The organism is Bradyrhizobium sp. WSM471 (genome assembly GCF_000244915.1).
Lineage (GTDB): Bacteria > Pseudomonadota > Alphaproteobacteria > Rhizobiales > Xanthobacteraceae > Bradyrhizobium.
Genome location: NZ_CM001442.1, coordinates 3,275,668 through 3,294,937 on the forward strand (window position 1 = coordinate 3,275,668; position 19,270 = coordinate 3,294,937).

General features: G+C 64.4%; 18 protein-coding genes. 7 read left to right on the forward strand and 11 right to left on the reverse strand.

Features of this window, described 5'->3' with window-relative positions; genetic code table 11:
- Window positions 1–213: 213 nt before the first annotated feature.
- Window positions 214–2,724, forward strand: a complete 2,511-nt coding sequence (locus tag BRA471DRAFT_RS14235) for a cation-translocating P-type ATPase (protein ID WP_007608271.1) — start codon at window positions 214–216, stop codon at window positions 2,722–2,724.
- Window positions 2,725–2,762: 38 nt separating this feature from the next.
- Here the strand turns inward: BRA471DRAFT_RS14235 and BRA471DRAFT_RS14240 are convergent, their stop codons facing one another.
- The 4 genes from BRA471DRAFT_RS14240 to BRA471DRAFT_RS14255 form a co-directional block, all read right to left on the reverse strand.
- Window positions 2,763–3,089 (reverse strand): hypothetical protein, encoded by a 327-nt coding sequence (locus BRA471DRAFT_RS14240; RefSeq protein ID WP_007608273.1) that lies wholly within the window; start codon window positions 3,087–3,089, stop codon window positions 2,763–2,765.
- 123 nt (window positions 3,090–3,212) lie between these two features.
- Entirely contained in the window at window positions 3,213–4,808 is a 1,596-nt protein-coding gene (locus tag BRA471DRAFT_RS14245; protein ID WP_007608275.1) for an MBL fold metallo-hydrolase, read from the reverse strand.
- Window positions 4,805–5,740 (reverse strand): ribose-phosphate diphosphokinase, encoded by a 936-nt coding sequence (locus tag BRA471DRAFT_RS14250; protein WP_007608277.1) that lies wholly within the window; start codon window positions 5,738–5,740, stop codon window positions 4,805–4,807. The genes BRA471DRAFT_RS14245 and BRA471DRAFT_RS14250 overlap by 4 nt, the downstream gene beginning before the upstream one ends.
- Complete coding sequence (locus BRA471DRAFT_RS14255) at window positions 5,722–7,263, reverse strand: thymidine phosphorylase family protein (protein WP_007608279.1); 1,542 nt, start codon at window positions 7,261–7,263, stop codon at window positions 5,722–5,724. The genes BRA471DRAFT_RS14250 and BRA471DRAFT_RS14255 overlap by 19 nt, the downstream gene beginning before the upstream one ends.
- A gap of 260 nt (window positions 7,264–7,523) precedes the next feature.
- Between BRA471DRAFT_RS14255 and BRA471DRAFT_RS14260 the strand changes: the two genes are divergently transcribed.
- Window positions 7,524–8,969, forward strand: coding sequence for a hypothetical protein (locus tag BRA471DRAFT_RS14260; RefSeq protein ID WP_007608281.1), 1,446 nt, complete (start codon window positions 7,524–7,526; stop codon window positions 8,967–8,969).
- 1 nt (window position 8,970) lies between these two features.
- Here the strand turns inward: BRA471DRAFT_RS14260 and BRA471DRAFT_RS14265 are convergent, their stop codons facing one another.
- The 7 genes from BRA471DRAFT_RS14265 to BRA471DRAFT_RS14295 all read right to left on the reverse strand — a co-directional run bounded on the left by BRA471DRAFT_RS14265 (window position 8,971) and on the right by BRA471DRAFT_RS14295 (window position 14,547).
- Window positions 8,971–9,654, reverse strand: a complete 684-nt coding sequence (locus BRA471DRAFT_RS14265; protein ID WP_035974940.1) for a class I SAM-dependent methyltransferase — start codon at window positions 9,652–9,654, stop codon at window positions 8,971–8,973.
- An 8-nt stretch (window positions 9,655–9,662) separates the two neighbouring features.
- Window positions 9,663–10,658, reverse strand: a complete 996-nt coding sequence (locus BRA471DRAFT_RS40350; RefSeq protein ID WP_007608284.1) for a glycosyltransferase family 2 protein — start codon at window positions 10,656–10,658, stop codon at window positions 9,663–9,665.
- A gap of 160 nt (window positions 10,659–10,818) precedes the next feature.
- Window positions 10,819–12,381, reverse strand: coding sequence for a hypothetical protein (locus tag BRA471DRAFT_RS14275; protein ID WP_050992615.1), 1,563 nt, complete (start codon window positions 12,379–12,381; stop codon window positions 10,819–10,821).
- A 175-nt stretch (window positions 12,382–12,556) separates the two neighbouring features.
- Window positions 12,557–12,721, reverse strand: a complete 165-nt coding sequence (locus tag BRA471DRAFT_RS14280) for a Flp family type IVb pilin (protein ID WP_007608286.1) — start codon at window positions 12,719–12,721, stop codon at window positions 12,557–12,559.
- A gap of 191 nt (window positions 12,722–12,912) precedes the next feature.
- Window positions 12,913–13,095, reverse strand: a complete 183-nt coding sequence (locus BRA471DRAFT_RS14285; protein ID WP_035973941.1) for a hypothetical protein — start codon at window positions 13,093–13,095, stop codon at window positions 12,913–12,915.
- 173 nt (window positions 13,096–13,268) lie between these two features.
- The gene (locus BRA471DRAFT_RS14290) at window positions 13,269–13,505 is read right to left on the reverse strand and encodes a hypothetical protein (protein ID WP_007608288.1); all 237 of its coding nucleotides are present in this window, start codon (window positions 13,503–13,505) and stop codon (window positions 13,269–13,271) included.
- 58 nt (window positions 13,506–13,563) lie between these two features.
- Entirely contained in the window at window positions 13,564–14,547 is a 984-nt protein-coding gene (locus BRA471DRAFT_RS14295; RefSeq protein ID WP_007608291.1) for a Ku protein, read from the reverse strand.
- A gap of 233 nt (window positions 14,548–14,780) precedes the next feature.
- Here BRA471DRAFT_RS14295 and BRA471DRAFT_RS38845 point away from each other — a divergent pair, with 233 nt between their 5' ends.
- The 5 genes from BRA471DRAFT_RS38845 (at window position 14,781) to BRA471DRAFT_RS14320 (ending at window position 19,270) form a co-directional block, all read left to right on the forward strand.
- A complete protein-coding gene (locus BRA471DRAFT_RS38845) occupies window positions 14,781–14,936 on the forward strand; it encodes a hypothetical protein (RefSeq protein WP_007593402.1) in 156 nt (51 codons plus the stop codon).
- Between the two features lie 231 nt (window positions 14,937–15,167).
- Window positions 15,168–15,839, forward strand: coding sequence for a response regulator transcription factor (locus BRA471DRAFT_RS14305; RefSeq protein ID WP_007608293.1), 672 nt, complete (start codon window positions 15,168–15,170; stop codon window positions 15,837–15,839).
- 122 nt (window positions 15,840–15,961) lie between these two features.
- The gene (locus tag BRA471DRAFT_RS14310; protein WP_035973945.1) at window positions 15,962–17,338 is read left to right on the forward strand and encodes a sensor histidine kinase; all 1,377 of its coding nucleotides are present in this window, start codon (window positions 15,962–15,964) and stop codon (window positions 17,336–17,338) included.
- A 160-nt stretch (window positions 17,339–17,498) separates the two neighbouring features.
- Window positions 17,499–18,899 (forward strand): hypothetical protein, encoded by a 1,401-nt coding sequence (locus BRA471DRAFT_RS14315; protein WP_007608296.1) that lies wholly within the window; start codon window positions 17,499–17,501, stop codon window positions 18,897–18,899.
- Between the two features lie 101 nt (window positions 18,900–19,000).
- Entirely contained in the window at window positions 19,001–19,270 is a 270-nt protein-coding gene (locus BRA471DRAFT_RS14320; protein ID WP_007593394.1) for a hypothetical protein, read from the forward strand.

Consider the following 19,270-nt stretch of genomic DNA (forward strand, 5'->3'; position numbering starts at 1 on the left):
GGGTAAAGCGCGGCTCCATGCCCGCGCAGGTAGGTCAGCCATGCAAGGCAGCCGCGTCCTTCTGTCAGGTCGATGCTTGACGCAGCTCAAGCCGGCCGGCGGTTGTCGCATGCCATAATGGCCGCGGTGATGATGATGATGACACACCGCATCTTTCCATGAATTCCCGGGGACCCGGATGAGCTTCCAATACCTGTTGCTTGATCGCCCGCGATGCAGGGGCTGACCGCGTCCGAAGCGCAGGCCCGGCTCAGGGCCGAAGGCTTCAATGAGTTGCCTCGGACGGGCCGGCGTACGATCGTGGGCCTCATCCTCGAGGTTCTGCGCGAGCCCATGCTGCTGTTGCTGCTGGCCGGCGGGGCGATCTATTTTATCCTGGGCGATCTCGGCGAGGCCTTGCTGCTCCTCGTCCTTGCGTCGATCTCGATTGTCATCACCATCGTGCAGGAGGCGCGCACCGAACGCGTGCTCGAATCCTTGCGTGATCTGACCAGCCCCCGCGCGCTTGTGATCCGCGCAGGCGAACGCATCCGTATTCCCGGCCGCGAGGTCGTTCGCGGCGACTTGATCGTGCTCTCGGAGGGAGACCGCGTGGCGGCTGATGCTAGCGTCGTTCAATGCGACGATCTGCTGCTGGATGAATCGCTGCTGACGGGGGAGTCCGTTCCGGTCCGAAAGCAGGCAAGTCCCGCTCTCGAACAGCCGCGTGCGCCGCATGCCGGCGGTGACGACCAGCCGTTTGTGTTCTCCGGAACGCTGGTGGTGCGGGGCAGCGGCGTGGCCGAAGTCCTGTCGACCGGAATCCGGAGCGAGATCGGCAAGATCGGACAATCGCTCAGTGCCTTGGTGACGGAAACGCCACGCCTGCAGCAGCAGACCACGCGGCTGGTGACGATGTTTGCCATTGCCAGCGCCATCGTCATCGCGTTGACCGTACTCCTCTATGGAATCTACCGCGGCGGCTGGCTGGAGGGCGTGCTGGCAGGCATTGCGCTTGGTATGTCGATGCTTCCCGAGGAGTTTCCCGTCGTCCTGACGGTGTTCCTCGCCATGGGCGCCTGGCGCATCTCGCAGGCTCGCGTGTTGACGCGGCGCGCCTCGGCGATCGAATCGCTGGGCGCGGCGACCGTGCTCTGCACGGACAAGACGGGCACGTTGACGGAAAACCGCATGACGGTCGCGCGCCTGGTGCTGCCCGGTGGCGCGCAATACACGCCTGGCGCCGCGGCGCGCCCTGAGCCTGCGTTCGATCCGCTGATCGAAACCGGGGTTCTGGCCTGCGTCCCGGAGCCGTTCGATCCCATGGAGAAAGCGTTGCATTCGCTCGGACCCGGCACCGCGACCGGCCGACGCCTCGTGCAGAGCTACGGGTTGCGTCACAACCTCCTCGCGATGTCGAACGTATGGCGGGGAAACGGTGACGAATGCGTCGTCGCAGCAAAGGGGGCACCGGAAGCGATCGGCTCGCTGTGTGGAATGAGCGCGGAAGAGCTGTCTGAATTGCGGGCACGCGTCGATGCGCTCGCGCGGGAAGGGCTTCGCGTGCTCGGCGTGGCGCGGGCGACCTGCGCGGAGACGTCTCTTCCCGAGACGCAACGCGGCTTTGCTTTCCGCTTCTGCGGCCTGACCGGTTTTGCGGATCCCCTCCGGCCTGAAGTCGAGGGCGCCGTCGCCGAATGCCGTTCTGCAGGCGTCCGTGTCGTCATGATCACTGGCGACTATCCGGCAACCGCATCTGCGATCGCCACACGAGCGGGCCTCGATCCCCGGCGCGTCCTGACAGGGGCGGACGTCGAAGGCATGACCGATGCCGAACTCGCCCAGGCGGCACAGGGACAAACCGTCTTTGCCCGAATTGCGCCGGCCCAGAAATTGCGCATCGTCAATGCGCTCAAGGGTGCCGGGGAGATCGTCGCCATGACGGGCGACGGCGTCAACGACGCGCCCTCGCTGAAGGCTGCCCATATCGGCATTGCCATGGGCGGGCGCGGCACCGACGTGGCGCGCGAAGCGTCGTCGATCGTTCTGCTCGACGACGATTTCGGCTCGATCGTGAAGGCGGTTCGTCTCGGTCGCCGGATCTATGACAATCTTCGCAAGGCGATGAGCTTCATCCTAGCGGTCCATGTTCCGATCGCAGGGCTCGCGCTGTTGCCGCTGCTGACGGGGATGCCGTTGCTGTTCGGGCCGGTCCACATTGCGTTTCTCGAAATGATCATCGATCCTGTCTGCTCACTGGTTTTCGAGGCCGAGACCGAAGAGCGCGACGTGATGCGGCGGCCGCCACGCGCGCCGGACGAGCCGCTGCTGCCAAGGTCCCTGCTGGTCTGGTCGGCGCTGCAAGGCGGTCTTGCGCTGGCCTTGACCGGCGGCATGATGGTGACGGCGAATAGCTACGGCATGCCGGAAAACGAGGTGCGGGCGTTGACGTTCTTCTCGCTGGTGCTGGTGATCGTGAGCCTGATCTTCGTCAATCGCTCGTTCTCGACATCGCTTCTCGAAGCCTTCACCAGGCCGAACCGGACACTGGCCGTCATCGTCGTGTTCGTGACCGCCGTGCTCGCCCTGAGCCTCGCTTGGCCACCCGCAGCGGAGCTGTTTCGCTTCGGTCCGCTGCATGCCGACGATCTCGCGATCACGGTGGCGGCAGCTGTGGTTTCCCTGGTGTTGCTGGAACTGTCGAAATACCCGTTGCGCCATCGCTGGCCTGCCCGAGCTCCGTAGCCGCATGGGAGTCTGCCCTGAGAACGGCAGATAGACGTCTATTTGCAGTTCTTGCAGATCGTCAGCTTTCTCTTCACCACGTCGTCTTCCTGATCGATCGATGACTGGCTGGCGCCATCCGGATTGGACCGGGAGCTCTTTGCTGCGCGTGACCTCGCGGACGGCATCCCCTGATTTGACGTGTCATTGTCGTCGCCGACGCCTGCGCTGAAGCCGTCGTAATCGGCGGCCGGATTGGGTGCCGGCGATGCATTGGGCGGAGCAATTGAAACTGGCGGCCTGATCGAAGTCTGTCCTGTCGCGCCGCCGTGCGGCCAGGTGCCGGCAAGCATGAGGCCGAGAGCCAAAAGCGTCGCGCTTCTCATCCGCATCCTTCAAACAGCTCTGGTTCATCGATTGGCAGGTTGGCTCATCGAGCCACGGTATGCTGAAGACTATCAGGACTCGCACGGCCGTCAAAGCGCCCGGCTATTCGTCCCCGCGCCCCGCTATCCATTCTCCTGCAGCGCCCGCCGCAGCCTTCGGATGATGACGCCGCGGGCGCGGTCGTCGGCGGCGGCGGCGACGCGGTCGTTGATGTCGAGCATGAGTTCCGACATCTCGTTGTGCCAGTCGAGACGGGTTACGGCTTCCGGCGCGAGCCTGCGTCGATGGTCGACATCGAGCACGCGCGGCTCGGGGGTCGAGAGCTCATAGACGTCGTCCAGCATCGGCTGATAAATCTTCGCCGCCGGGAGGATACGTTCGGCGACGCGGTCGGCAAGACCCGCGATCGCATTCTCTTCGCCATGGGTCAGGAACAGCCCGCGCGCGATCGGGCGGCGCGCGGCGATCCAGCGGGCGATGCCGGCGCCGTCGGCATGTCCGGAATATTCGTCGATCATCCGGATCCGCGCCGCGACCCGGATCTCCTCGCCCTGGATCCGTACCGCCTTGGTGCCGTTCTGGAGGAAGCGGCCGAGCGTGCCGTTAGCCTGGAAACCGGTGAGCAGCACGGTCGCATGCGCGTTCCACAGCCAGTGCTTCAGATGATGGCGGATCCGTCCGGCATCGCACATGCCGCTGGCCGCGATGATGATGTGAAAGCCGGAGAGCCGCATGATCGCCTTGCTCTCGGCCACCGTCTCGGTGAACTTGAGATGCGGCGAGTTGAGCAGACGGCTGACATCGACAGTCTGATCGAGGCTCGTCGCGTTCTGCCGGAACACCTCCGTTGCATGGATCGCGAGTGGGGAATCCAGGAAGATCGGCGCTGCAGGAATCTCGCCGCGCTCCATCAGGTCGACGAGGTCGACGATCAGTTCCTGGGTGCGCTCGACCGCGAAGGCAGGGATGAGCAGGGCGCCCTTGGCGGCCGCGGCATCGCGGACCTCTGTCGCAAGATGCTGCCGGCGTTGCTCCGGCGTCGTGACGGCACGCACGCGGTCGCCATAGGTTGACTCGGAAATGACGTAGTCGAGGTCCGACGGCGCCTGCGGATCGGGCTGGAGCAGCTTTGCCTCGGGGCCGACGTCGCCGGAGAGCAGTATGCGCAACAGGCGCGTTGCACCCGCATCGGCAAATTCGAGCTCGATCGAGGCAGACCCGAGCAGATGGCCCGCGTTCCAGTAGCGCGCGCGGACGCCGGACATCACGTCGATCCACCGTTCATAGTCGACGGGACGGAACGATTGCAGCGTTGCGAGCGCATCTGCTTGCGTGTAGATCGGCTCGACCTCCTTCCGGCCACGCGCCGCGTTGCGCCGGTTGAGTTGTGCAACTTCGGACTCCTGGATGTTGCCGGCGTCAGGTAGCATCCAGGAGCAAAGGTCGATCGTGCCCCGCGTCGCCAGGATCGGCCCGCCAAATCCCTCGCGCACGAGCTTTGGCAGCAATCCGCTGTGGTCGATATGGGCGTGCGTGAGAAGCACCGCATCGATATCGGCGGGCCGGAAGGGAAAACCGCCGTAGTTAAGCTCCTTGAGCGTCTTCTGCCCCTGGAACAGGCCGCAATCGACCAGGAAGCGGCCAGAGGCGGTCTGGAAAAGATAGCTCGAGCCAGTCACGGTGCGGGCGGCGCCGCAAAATCGAACGGTGATGCTCATGTCGTCGTCTCCGGCGAAGGTGTCTTGCTCAGTTCGGGCCGCAGGGCAGCCGCGAGAATCTCGCTGAGCGCGATCGCGTTGGTCGGATGCGGCACGCTGTCGGTCGAGCGGACGGAGCGGATGCCGGCGTCGCTGAACGCCGCGACCATTTCGGGCGGAAACAGGGCATGTGTCACGATGGCGTCTATGCAGCTCGCACCTGCGGCTTCGAGGGCCTTCGCCGCAACCATCAATGTGGCTCCGGAAGAGATGATGTCGTCGACCAGCAGCGCCGGGCGACCGGAAAGCAGGCCGGGTTCGGCAAACTCGATTTGCACGGAACGATCGCCGTGGCGCATCTTCCGGGCGACCGTATGCTGCAATTGGAGCCGCCGGGCGAGATCACTCACCCATGGCTCGGATTCGGAATCGGGGCCGATCACGACGGTGGCCGGATCGACTCCAGTTTTTGCGAGGGTGTTCGCAATCGCCGGCATAGCGGACAGATTGTCCGCCTCGATGCCGGGAAACACGAGCTCGATCCTGGCCGTGCGGTGCAGGTGCGCATCAACGGTGACGACACGATCGACGATTCCTGCAAGGAGTCGGCCGATGGCGCGCTGGCTGATCGCTTCGCCCGGATGAAACGCCGCGTCCTGCCGCATGTAACACAGATACGGCGCCACCAGGATCAAACGCTTTGCGCCGGCGCGTCGCAGTGCTTCACTGGCCAGCAGCAGGGCGATCAGCTTCTCGTTGGGCTGGCCCAGCACGGCGTAGAGGATAACCGTGTCCGCGACCGGGCCGATCGTGATACGCAGTTCGCCGTCCGGGAAATGGTGAAGATCAATGTCCTCGCAGGCAAGTCCGAGCTTCGTCGCCAGTCGCGCTGCCGAACCCGTGGCTGAGGACAGGTTCTGGAAGATGACGGTGCTCACGGCGTGCTCCCGCATTGAAGGGTACCCTGATCTTTGATGGCGTACCCGGCGTCGGCAGCGGTTGCAGTCGCCGCGAGATCGTACTCCGGCTGGTCGAAGGTGTAGACGCGGTAAAGCGGCTCGCCCTGCTCGACCCGGTCGCCGATCTTCTTGAACAGCCGGATGCCGGCGCCCTTGTCGAGCGGCGCGCCGGCGGTGCGTGCCAGGCGATTGAGCCGCAGGCAGTCGATTGCGGAGACGACGCCGTCATCCGCGGCCTTGACGTCGAACGAAAGATGGCCGAGCTCGGTACTGCAATTCGACGGACCCTGGGCGTCGATGATCCTCTGCATCTGCTTCAGCGCCGCCCCGCTATCGAGCAGCTCGCGGGCGCGCGCATAGCCTGCGCCGCCGCGCAGCTTCGGGTCGTGTTCCAGGAGATGCGCGGCGAGCCGCAGCGATTTCTCGCGCAGATCGCGCGGCGCATCCGGCTCGTTGCCAAGCACTGCCATCACGTCGTTGGCCTCGAGCACCGGCCCGATGCCGTTGCCGATCGGCTGGCGGCCATCGGTTGTGATCACCTCGATCGTGCGGGCGAAGCGATCGCCCACGAACTCGAACATTTTTCGCAGGCGCATCGCCTCGACGGCGCTGGTGACCTTTGCCGTCGGCCCGACCGGAATGTCGATCAACAGGTGCGTCGAGCCAGCCGCGATCTTCTTGGACATGATGGAGGCGACCATCTGCTCGCGGGTATCGAGACTGAGCGGGCGTTCGACCGAGATCAGGATGTCGTCGGCGGGCGACAGATTCACGTGCCCGCCCCAGATCAGGCATCCATTGCAGGTCGCGACGATCGTCTTCATCTCCTCGACCCCGACATTGACCCGCGCCAGCACCTCCATCGTGTCGGCGGTGCCCGCCGGCGAGGTGATGGCGCGCGAGGACGTCTTGGGGATCGGCAGGCCGTGCGCGGCGACGATGGGTACCACGACCATCGAGGTGCGATTGCCGGGGATGCCGCCGATGCAATGCTTGTCGACGACGATCGGGGTCGGCCACACCAGTTGCGTGCCGGCCTCGGCCATCGCAGCAGTAAGAGACAGGAGTTCATCACTGGTGATGAAGCTCGCCGAACCGATCAGGAATGCGGCGATTTCCATGTCGGAGTAGCGGTAATGTGCGAGATCATCGATGATCGCGCCGATTTCCGCCCGACTCAGCGTTCGTCCGCGAATTTTGGCGCGCACCGCCTCCAGGCTCTCCGGAGGGGAGGCGGGCGTGACCGTGACCAGCGTGCCGGCGGCTTGCGCGAAACGCCGGAACGCAGGCTCGGAGAGGCCGATCTCGTCGGGGGTGGCCAGTGCGTCGTCGTCAGTGATCAGGAGCGTCGCGAGCAGCACCTTGCCGTCGAGTCGAAGCTCGACGCGGCTGAAGCCGCGAAAGATGTCCGCACGTAGCGCCTTCGACCGCCTGGAAATGACGACGACGTTCTCGCGGCCGGTATCGAGATTGACACGGCGGATCTTGAGTTGGGGACGGGGGGGATCTGGATGCATGAAGGTGCCGGCAGGGAGGCTGGGCCTCCATGTTTACCTGCCGCTATCTTCATGCAATTGACGCAGATCACGTCCGACGCCCTGGCCCAGCATGGAGCTCGGGTTGCCTTGCGGTGACGAGCAGCAGGCGGGCTACAGACTACGATCTGGAACGCACGCCAGGAATATGGTTCATAAACAGTAACCGTCCGCCGCGCACTCCCCAACCGCCGTGAACGTCAAAGAGGAATTTAACGGTTGCGCCCTAACTTGCGCTCGCCATGAGTGACCAGGCCGTCCACAGCGAGGTTCAACCGTTTTCGGCGCGTGCTGCGCTTCCCTGGCTGGTGAGCCTTGGCGTTTATGTCCTGCTGCTGATCCTTGGACCGCGGCTGCTCAATGATCCCGACAGCTATTCGCACATCGAGGTGGGGCGCTGGATCATCGCGCACGGCACGCTGCCGGCGACCGACCCATTTTCCTTTTCGAGGCACGGCGCCCCCTGGATCACCTTCGAATGGCTCTCGGAGATCATCTACGCTGGAGCCTACGCGCTTGCCGGCTGGCAGGGCGTCCTCGTCGTCGCCGCCGCGGCGATAGCGCTCGCCTTTGGCCTGTTCACGTTCTTCCTGCTGCGCGAGCTTTCGCCGACCCAGACGCTGCTCATGGTGATCGCGGCCGTCATCCTGTTGGCGCCGCATATGCTGGCGCGGCCACACGTGCTGGTGCTGCCGCTGATGGTGACCTGGGCGGCTGCCCTGGTACGCTGCATGGATCGTGGAGGCCCCCCGCCGTACTGGGCCCTTCCGCTGTTGGTCGTGTGGGCCAATCTGCACGGCAGTGTGGTGCTGGCGCTTGGACTGATCGGCCCTGCTGGGCTCGAGGCCCTGCTGCGCGAAAAGCGCAGCGAATGGCCACGCGTATTCCTGCGTTGGCTACCGTTCACGGCGCTCGCGGTCGCGGCATCCTGCCTGACCCCCTACGGGCCCGAACCGCTGATGATGCCGCTGACCACACTCGGCCTCGGCCCCGCGCTCGGTTGGATCGCGGAATGGCGGCCGCAGGATTTCAGCCACATAGGTTTCTTCGAGCTGCTGCTGCTGGCCGGCATCTTCGCGCTCTCGCGCGGCGTGACGCTGCCGGTCGTGCGGGCCCTGGTCGTGATCGGCTTGCTGCATTTCGCGCTGGCCCAGATCCGCAATGCGGATCTGCTGGCCATGCTGGCGCCGCTCTATCTGGCGGCTCCGCTGGGGCGGACGTTCGGCGGACCGATTGGGGAAGACGAGGCTGGCTCGTCACGCGGCCTGAACCTGGCCGCGCTCGGTGTGTTGATCGTGGTGAGCGGGGCGACGCTGGCCCGCGATATGCGGCCAGCTCCGGCCATTACCCCTCGGGCTGCCATCGCTGAAGCCAAACTCGCCACGGCGGGGCACGTGCTCAACGATTATTCCTTCGGTGGCTATTTGATCTTTGCCGGCATTCCCACCTTCATCGACGGTCGCGGTGAACTGTACGGGGGAGCGTTCATCAACCGCTACAATCGCGCCCTGGCGCTGGTCGACCTCGGCGACTTTCTGGAGTTGCTCGACGAATATAGGATCGGCGCGACCCTGCTTGCGCCGGGGACGCCGGCGATAGCGATGCTGGACCGGCTGCCCCAATGGCAGCGCGTCTACAGCGACGACGTGGCGGTCGTGCACAAGCGGCGAGATATGCCGCAAAGATAGATCAAGCGGTCCCGTAGGCGGCGTACTGGCCGCCGAGCGGCACGCCGCTCAGGGTCGCTTCGAGGCGCCGCGCCGGCCTGGTGTCCCAAGGCAGCAGCAGGAAATGGCGCGCACCGATCTCGCGCAAGCCGCCGGCAGCCATCAATTTTCGGGTTGTGCCAGCCCCGAGCAAGACGGCGTCCCGGTCGAACTCACAACGCGCGACGGCAAGGCGGGTCAGCGGGTTGTACGGATTGTGCTCGATGACGCAGACGAGTCCCCCGGGGCGCGTCACACGCCGCATCTCCGCGATGAATTGCGCCCATTCGATCGGCACGACGTGGTGCATCACGCAGACGGCCGTGACCAGATCGAAGCTGGCATCGTCGAAAGGAAACGTGCGGCCGTCGAACTCACGGTAGTCGACCCTGCCATTGTCAGCGCGTGCCTGCGCCAGGCTGGCCGAAGAAACGTCGATACCGCTCAAGCGCCCAACCATGCCGTGCAGCAGGGGATGAAGGCTGCCGACGCCGCAGCCGACGTCCAGCATGTCGGGCCTGTTCGTGTCGAGCCGCTGCGCGATCAGGATGCCGAGCAGATCAGCCTTGGCGCGCATGAAGAAGTGATGCGGCAAACCGGAGAAGTCGATCGAGGATTGGACCACGTCACGGTAGTTGTCGTGATAACCGTCGAAGAGCTCGGTCATGCGCCGGGTCATTCGTTGACGGCGTGGATCGCGGGTGCGGCCGCCGCCTCGTTGCGGTCGAAGCCAGCGCGCGTCTGCACCACATAGAGCGGGCGACGTTTCACCTCGGCATGGATGCGGCCGACGTAAAGCCCCACGATGCCCGTCATCAGCATGTTCATTCCGCACAGCAGGGACACGACAACGATCGTCGAGGACCAGCCGGTCACGAGATGACTATCGTTGCTGAGCCACAACAGGATCACCCAGCCGCCATAGAGCAGTGCCAGACCCGAGACCGTCAATCCGCACCAGATCGCGAGCCGCAAGGGCAGATCGGAAAAGCCGAGCGCGGCGTTCATCGCGAGCCGTACCATCTTGAACAGCGGATATTTGGTCTCGCCCGCTGCACGCTCGAGGCGGTGGAACGCGACCTCGGCTTGCCGGAAGCCGAGCCAGGCGATCATGCCGCGTACGAAGCGGTCCTGCTCCGGCATCTGCCGAAGCGCGTCGAGCACCTTGCGATCGATCAGGCGGAAGTCGCCGACATCGGCGGGGATGCCGACCGAGGACATCCTGCCGAGAAGCCGGTAGAACAGATGCGCGGTCGCGCGCTTGAACCGGCTTTCGCCGTCGCGCGACAGGCGGCGGGCGTGGACGATGTCGTTGCCTTCCTGCCATTTTGCGATCAATTGCTCGATCACTTCGGGCGGATCCTGCAAGTCGGCATCCATGACGATGATCGCTTCACCTTGCGCGGCGTCCATGCCGGCGGTGATGGCGATCTGATGCCCGAAATTTCGCGACAGGCCGATATAGCGAAAGCGCGGGTCGCGCGTGGCGAGCGCCTGTAGCACGATCGAGCTGGAGTCCCTGCTGCCGTCGTCGACGAAGATCGCCTCTGCCGGCCCGTCCAGCCGGGACAAGACCAGGTCGAGCCTGCGCAGCAGCACCGGCAGCACGGCTTCCTCGTTGAACACGGGGATGACGAGGCTGTAGCGGATCGACTGGAAATTGGCCGCCATGCGAGAGAGTCCAACTCGTTTCAGGAGCGGAAGTCTATGCCGGCGGTGGTTAAGGTCGCCTTGCCACAACCATTAAGGATATGGGACGCCCGGGGGCTTCCAATGAAGCGGGTGAAGATGGTGATGCCCGATTAACCACGCTGGCGGCCGCGGCTTCGGCCTAGGACTTGCGGCGGATCTTGTAGAGAACAAATCGCTCCGAGGTGTCCAGCGCTTCCAGCAGATCCGGCAGCGGGTTTGCGACCCCCGGCCCGAGGACGTAGAGATAGTCGAAGTCCTGGTGCCAGGTACGGACGAACGGCGGAACGCCAGCTGGCGGCCGGCTTGCCGCAATCGCGGTCAGCACGCCCAGCGGCACCGGCCCCCCGTAGGGAATGGCAAGACGGCGCACGTCCTCGCGTGGCCGCACGGGCTGCTTGCCCGCTTCCGTGAATAGATTGGGCACGAAGGCGTTGGCATAGTGCACGGCGAGCGTAGGCGCATAATACATCGGATATGAGGTGAGGTCGGCGAAGGGCGGGTCTCCATTGTCGTCCGTGCTGGCGACGAGGATGCGCGAGCCGCGATCGATCTTGTTGAACGACGCGACGATGGCCGCATAGTCGGTGCGGTAAGGCAGCCATACCGCGAGCACGACGGCGAGATTGATCAGTATGACGCCACTGATCGCGGCGAGCGCCGCCATTCTCCATGCCCGGCTGGGCAGCGTCAGCGAGCAGAAGGCCGGCAGGATCAGAGCCGCAGCGGGAATCACGCGAAGGTCGACGAACGAGGTTCCGAACAGCTTCGAGGGAATGACGACGTACAGCACCGCGAAGCCGATCGCGAGCCAGCTCCCGGCTGCCTCGAGCTTGAGGACGCCGCGTCTTGCGGCAAAAAAGAGCGAGATCATCAGCGCAAGCCCGGTTGCCGCCGCGACCGTCAGATTGTAACCGTTCATGATGCGCAGCGGCCAGATCGGCTTGAATTCGAGGAACCAGTTCGTTCCTTCGCTTCCGATCGATCCCGCGGTCATGCGCATGATCCCAAACAGGGCAAGCGCCGGTATGGCCAACGCGCCGAGCCGCGCGGCGGCGACCCCGTACGATTTTCGCTCATGGCGGATGCGCGAGAGCTCGCAAAGGCCAAGCGCCGCGCCGTAGATGCCGAGGGAGAAGAAATGTGCCGCAAACAGCGCAGCGACAAAGACCATGTTGACGACGAAACGCAGGGGCCATGGGCGTTCCGCCAGCATCAGATAGACGGCGATGCCGCAGACAGCGAGGCCCAGTCCGAACTCGAAATTCACGAAGCCCCAGCTGAACGGCAGACAGTAAAGGAAAGCGAGGGCCGCAAAGCCGGCGAGATGGATCCGTCCCTTCCGGGCCCATTCGAGCGAAAGCGCGCCCCCGACGATCAGCAATTGGCTCAGGAGCAGAAACAGCCGTGTGGCATTCTCGACGCTGATCAGCCGGGCCATTTGCGGGACCAGCAGATCCATTCCAAGGTTGGGGTAGAATGCCCAAGCCACTTCGTAGTGCGGATTGGCGTTGGGGGTGCCGTTCTGGCTCAGAATATACATCCGGGCGAGGTGATTGGGATAGTCGACCATCGCGGGGATAGGGGTCAGCAGCACCGGAAGAAACGACACGGCCGCCAGTACAGCGAGAACGGTGATCACCACCGACCGGTCCGAGCCAAGACGAGCCCGGATTGTCGAAATCGGCTTGTCGGAAGGAATCATGTCATCGGGCCGCTGGAGTTCGAGGTTACGCTCTACGATGGCGCAACCGCCCGACACAACGCCATAATGCGAACTTCGTGAGAATTAAGCTGGGCTCGCCGCCGCATCGGAAGGAGGAGCCCGTCATCCGACGCGCTGCATGCGGACTTGTGCTGATGAGATTGCGGCGCGCCGGCTACTTCATCGCCGCGCTGATCGAGTTGAATTTGCCGCTCAGGAGTGCGCTGCCGGTGTTGTTCACGGCCACGATGATCGCGAACGCGATGCCGGTGGCGATCAGACAATACTCGATGGCGGTGGCACCATTTTCATCGGCAAGAAATGACTTGAGCAAAGTCATCGTCAACTCCTGTTCATCCGTCCAACCTAGGCTGGTGCCGTTTTCGGAATGGTAAATTGATTCACTGATTTTTCGTGGGCGCGTCAAAATGCAGGTGGATGGTCCTCACCTGCCGTTTGATATGGTGTCATCGATTGACTTAAGGTTTCGTCACCCAATTCGGACGCATTTGGCGATGTCGTCGTCGCGTCTCAGGACGATATCTGGCGTTCCGGCGCGGCCTTGCCCGGGCGTTTCAGTACTATCGCCAGACGTCCGACCAGATAGCTGACCACGGACGGCTGCGCCCGCGCGGAGCTGCCGGCGAGGCTTTCTTCCTCGGCCGCGTCGTTGACGATGCCGATGTAGTTCCTTCTGGCGTCCTGCTGCTGCACGAGCCTGCAAACCCCGAGTTTAATCGAGGGGCGACCATGCTGCGCTGAGCGGGAAGCGTCGGTTAATTTTGTCTTCCGTAGGATTACGTACCGCCGCCGGCCGCAGGTAGACGCCGAAAGCAGGGGATTGGCTTAACGGATTGTTGAGCCTGTTATCGAGCGGGGTGCCGGGCTCACTCGCGCCGACCGTCCGCATTCAGCGCCCGTAACACCGCGATGCGGGCGAACATCATCCAGCCGCCGCCGGTCTCGGCTGCGTTGATCAGGGTTTCGATCGCGGTCTGCCAGTGGCTCGCATGCTGCGTATCCTCGGGCAGTCGCATGATGTGATCGGCCGCTTCTTGCAGCGTCCGCAGCTTGCGCCCGCCACGTAACGAAATGGGGTCGTCGAACGCGGTCGACCAAGGCATGTCAGGTCGGCCGATCGGCGAGGGGAGGCATCACTGCGTAGCCGCTGGTGCGATGCTGCTAGCCGGCCTTCTTCGCCCGGGCCTGCGCGCGCACCGGCTTGTCGGCTTTTTTGGGAGCGGCTTTCGCAGCAGCGTCCTTGCCGCCCTTGCCGGCAATCGGCAGCAGCATCTCGCGCTGGCCTTCGACGCGCTTCTTCGGCTTCTTGCCCTTGACGGCGTCCTTGGTCGCATCCTTGGCCACCTTCGCCGCGGGGCCTGCGTCCTTCTCGTTCGCGATGCTCTTCTTCAGCGCGTCCATGAGGTTGATGACGTTGCCGCCGGTCTTGGGCGCGGCCTTCGCGGCGATGGGCGCGCCGCTGCGCTTCTTGTTGATGAGGTCGATCAGCGCGGTCTCGTAATGGTCCTCGAACAGCTCGGGCTCGAACGCGCCGGACTTCTTCTCGACGATGTGCTTTGCGAGGTCGAGCATGTCCTTGGTCAGCTTCACGTCCTGGATATCGTCGAAATAGTCCTTCTCGCCGCGCACCTCATAGGGGTAGCGCAGCAGCGTCCCCATCAGGCCGCTCCCGAGCGGCTCCAGCGCGATGATGTGCTCGCGGTTGGTCAGCACCACGCGGCCGATCGCGACCTTGTCCATGCTCCGGATCGTCTCGCGGATCACCGCAAAGGCGTCGTGGCCGACCTTGCCATCGGGCACGAGATAATAGGGGCGGATCAGATAGCGGCTGTCGATATCGGTCTTCGGTACGAACTCGTCGATCTCGATCGTGTGGGTGGACTCCAGCGCGATGTCGTCGAGCTCGTCCTTGGTGACCTCGATATAGGTGTCGGTGTCCACCTTGTACCCCTTGACGATGTCCTCCGAAGTCACCTCGTCACCGGTCTCGGCGTCGACCTTGAGGTACTTGATCCGGTGGCCGGTCTTGCGGTTGATCTGGTTGAACGAGACCTTCTCGGTATCCGAAGTGGCCGGATAGAGCGCGACCGGGCAGGTCACGAGGGACAAACGCAGAAAACCCTTCCAATTGGCGCGGGGGGCCATGGGCTACTCCAAACGCAACGGGGACAGAAGACGAAGATACCATCGAGGAACAACGAATCATAGCAAGGCGGATCGCTGAATCTTGCAACTGCGTTAACCGGCCGCCCGGCGCGCGGTTGCAACCTGACCCGGCCGCAAAGGCCGGAACATCATATCCCATCATGCGTTGCCACGAGACATTCCGCCGCGAGGAGTCGCGGCCATCCGACGCGACAGCCAGAATTGAGGTCACCATGGCAACCACGCGAGACCAACGTCAGATCGTGGAAACTCCAACCGAGGCGCGCCAGGGCGAGCCCGGGCCGTCGGTGGCGGCGCTGCTCGCCATATCCACCGGGCTCGCGATCCTGATCCTCGCCGTCATCTGGTTCGTGTTCTTCCGGACCTGATCGGCAGATCGACCGGACGGTTCGCACCTTCCGACTCGCCGCGTAACGCGGCACATTGCGCCCGCCATGCCGCCGGTTCGTCCGATGGCCTGGCGGGCGCAGTGCGTTGACCGCGAACAGGGTCGGATATGACCAAAAAGTAACGCGGCCAGTTCCCCGTGTTCATATTCAGTTCACGCCGGAATTGCTCATCTGTGCGGGTGTTCATACGGCCCAGTTCTGGAGAGAAGCGTGCGCCTGCTCGTCGTTGAGGACGACCCCGATCTCAATCGCCAGCTTACCAAGGCGCTGACCGACGCCGGCTATGTCGTCGATCGCGCCTTCGACGGGGAGGAGGGACATTATCTCGGTGACACCGAGCCCTACGACGCCGTGGTGCTCGACATAGGCCTGCCGAAGAAGGACGGCATCTCGGTGCTGGAAGCCTGGCGGCGTAACGGCCGCACCATGCCGGTCCTGATCCTCACCGCGCGCGACCGCTGGAGCGACAAGGTCCAGGGCTTCGATGCCGGCGCCGACGACTATGTCGCAAAGCCGTTCCACCTGGAGGAGGTGCTGGCGCGGATCCGCGCGCTGCTGCGCCGCTCCACCGGCCACGCCCAGAGCGAGCTGAGCTGCGGCCCCGTCACGCTCGACACCAGGACCGGACGGGTCAGCGTGTCGGGTAATCCCATCAAGATGACGTCGCACGAATATCGGCTTCTGGCCTACCTGATGCACCATTCGGGCCGCGTCGTATCCCGCACCGAGCTGGTCGAGCATCTCTACGACCAGGACTTCGACCGCGACTCCAACACCATCGAGGTCTTCGTCGGCCGCATCCGCAAGAAGCTCGACGTCGACATCATCCAAACCGTCCGTGGCCTCGGCTATCTCCTGACCCCGCCGGCCCCCGGCGCCTGAAGCGTGGTGTCTCGAACTATCTTGTCTAGACGTATCTTGGCTTGACGGGCGGCCCCGACAGGGGCCTTGGTCGGGTCATGAGTTCCGACGCTATGCCACCCCGCGCCTCCGGGATCATTCCGATGCCCGCCAGCTCGCTTGCGAACCGCCTGTTCCTGTCGGCGACCGCGTGGCTCGTGGTGATCCTGGCCATCACCGGCGTGGTGCTGTCGTCGGTCTACAAGAACGCCACCGAGCGCGCCTTCGACCGCCGGCTCAATCTCTATCTCCGCACGCTGATCGCCGAGGTCGCCACCCCCGACGAGCCGCCGGACCGCCAGTTCCAGTCGCTCGGCGAGCCTCTGTTCGAGCTGCCGTTGTCCGGCTGGTACTGGCAGATCACCCGGACCGACACCGAAAAGCCGGAGGTGCGGTCCTCGCGCTCGCTCTGGGACAAGAAGCTGCCGAAGCTGGAAGAGCAGGGCACCGAGCTCACCGCCGCCGGCATCCGGATCGCTTACGTCGACGGTCCCGAGGGACAGAACCTGCGGATGGTGGAGCGGCCGGTCGATCTCGGCGCGGACGGCAAATTTCTCGTCAGTGTCGCCGGCGACGATACCGAGATTTTCGACGAGACGCGCAGTTTCGATTACTACCTCGGCGGCACCTTCACCGCCCTCGGCATCGTATTGCTGCTGACCACCGTGTTTCAGGTGCGCTTCGGTCTTGCGCCGCTCAAGCGCATCTCCGAATCCATCGCCGACATCCGGTCCGGGCGGGCGGAGCGGCTCGAGGGCGAGTTCCCGGTCGAGATCGCGCCGCTGGCGCGCGAGACCAACGCGCTGATCGATGCCAATCGCGAGATCGTCGAGCGCGCACGCACCCACGTCGGCAATCTCGCCCACGCCATCAAGACGCCGCTCTCGGTCATCGTGAACGAGGCCGGCGCGCATGCCGCCGATCCGTTCGCGGCCAAGGTGATGGAGCAGGCCGACGTGATGCGCGACCAGGTCGCCCATCATCTCGAGCGCGCGCGCATCGCGGCGCGGGTCTCGGTCGTCGCGACGGTGACGGAGGTTGCACCGGCCATCGAGGCATTGCGGCGGACCATGGAGAAGATCCACCGCGGCCGCGGCATCGTGGTCGGGGCCGAGGCCGATCCGTCGGCGAAATTTCGCGGCGAGCGGCAGGATCTGGAGGAGATGGTCGGCAATCTCGTCGACAACGCCTGCAAATGGGCGGCCTCGAGGGTCTTCATCGAAGTTCTGGTGGAAGCGCCGCATCAGGCGAGCACCGGTCCGCGGCTGCATATCATCGTCGACGACGACGGCCGCGGCCTGTCGGAGGCCGAGCGCTCGCAGGTCTCACGGCGCGGCCAGCGGCTCGACGAGTCCAAGCCCGGATCGGGGCTTGGACTGTCGATCGTGACCGAGCTCGCTGCGCTCTACGGCGGCAGCCTCTCACTCGGCCGCGCACCGACCGGGGGCCTGCGGTCGGAGCTGGTCCTCCCCGGAATATAATCCCTTGTTCCGATACGACTATTTGGCCTGCGGCACGTCGATCCCGACGAAACCAGGGGTATTCGGAACGACTTCCTAAACGGCTTCTTAAGTGGGGCCCATCTATGATCGAGCAGGACGGATCCCACGTCCGCCATTTTACCGTTCACTACCCGGGCGCATGAGCCAGACATCGATCGAGCGGCTGAGGGACTATCTCGCGCAGCTCCCGCCGCAGGCGCAGGCACTGCTGATGCGGGAGTTCGAGCGTGCGCTCGAGCGCGGCCAGGACACGGCCGTGGCAACCCTCGTGCTCGACCAGCTGCGCAAGATCGTCCGCAAGACGGAAGCCGACGCGGCCCCACCGCCGCGTACGGACGATCTGTCGCGGCTACTGTTCCAGGTGCTGGAACCATTCGTGGTCGAAGCGGGCGCCCCGATCCGGGCCGGGCAGATCCGCCGCTCTTCGCTGGCTCCGATCTGGCAATGGCTCGGCCGCGACGGTGCTCCGGCCAAGCTGAGCGAATTCGAGGCGGCGCTGGCGCGCATGCCGGCCGACAGTGCAGGGCAGGTCGAAGCGCTGGCCTCGAAGCTCCAGGCGGTCGCCGCGGATGCCATCTTCGAACTGACCGGGCCGGGCGGGGGTGACAAATCGCGTGCGCTCGCCCGCGTCGGTCCGCCCAACGTGATCGAGGATCTCTATTCGACCGGGGCGGTGCTCGCGGTCCGCGACGCCATCGCCACCTTGAACGAGAAGCTGCCGCGCTCCCTGCGCGCCTTCGGCGATGCCCAGATCGCCTCGGTGACTGCCGCGCTCAACATTCCCGTCCTCCAGACGCCGCAGATGCTGCCCTTCGCGCTCTCGATCGTCGTGCAGCGGATGACCGCGCCGTGGCAGATCATCCGCCTCGCGATCAAGATTGCCGCGTCCGACGATGAGATCCGTGTCGCGGCAACGCCCTATGGCGTCGCCGTCACGATGGCGCTGCATGATCTGTCCTGCGTGGCTGCCATCCTGCGCATGGACATCAAGCGCGGCCATTTCGACAACGTCGCCGGCAATCTCAAGACGCTGCACGATGGCGTCCGGGGCCTGCGTACCGAGCTCGACCTGCGCAACGATTCCGCCTGGGGCAAGCAGTTGACCTCGATCCGGGCCGACATCTCCAACGCGCTGCAATCCGAGATCGACAGTGTTCCCGGCCGCGTCCGCCGCATCCTGCGCCAGCGCGCCGAGAAGGACATTCCGCCGGGCGCGCGGATCGACAGCACCGAGGTCGAGGAAACCGTCGCGCTGATCGATTTCGTCGCGACCTGCCGCAATTATGCGAGCGAGCTTGCGATCAATGAGGTGACACTGCGCACCTATTCCGACCTCCAGCAATATGTCGAGCGTTCGACCGAGCAGCTCGTGCAGTCGCTGCGCGGCGCCGATCACAAGGTCCGCACCTATCGGCAGCAGCAGGTGCAGGCCGCGATCCGCTTCTGCCAGGTGCTATTCGGCGATGATTATGCCTCGCTGATGAGCCGCGCCGCGGAGAACGCGGCCACGGGCGAGCGCAAATCGTCGCGCGCGAGCTGACTCAAGGCGCATATTTCAGTAGTCACAATTTCAGGTTGACGGTGTCGGTGGCTGGCCCTACGGTCGCCGTGCAACTTTTTGATATTTCTATCTGTGGGCGCATGAAATCCGTTATCAGTTCCATCGAAATCGAGAATCGCGTCGTCGTTGCCAAATATCAAAGGCTGATGGTCGGCGCGAAGGTGGTGCTGGTCGAGAAGGCAAGCGGTCGGCAGCTTCCTGAGACCGTCACCAGGGTTGCATCGCCCGTTCCCGTCGGGGCGTTGCGCATCAGATTGCCCGACGCTATCGAGCCGGGAACATACTTCCTGAAGGCCTTCAACGGGCATGGCGAGGACGCCGCTCAAAGCGCGGACTTCGAGATAGGCTAA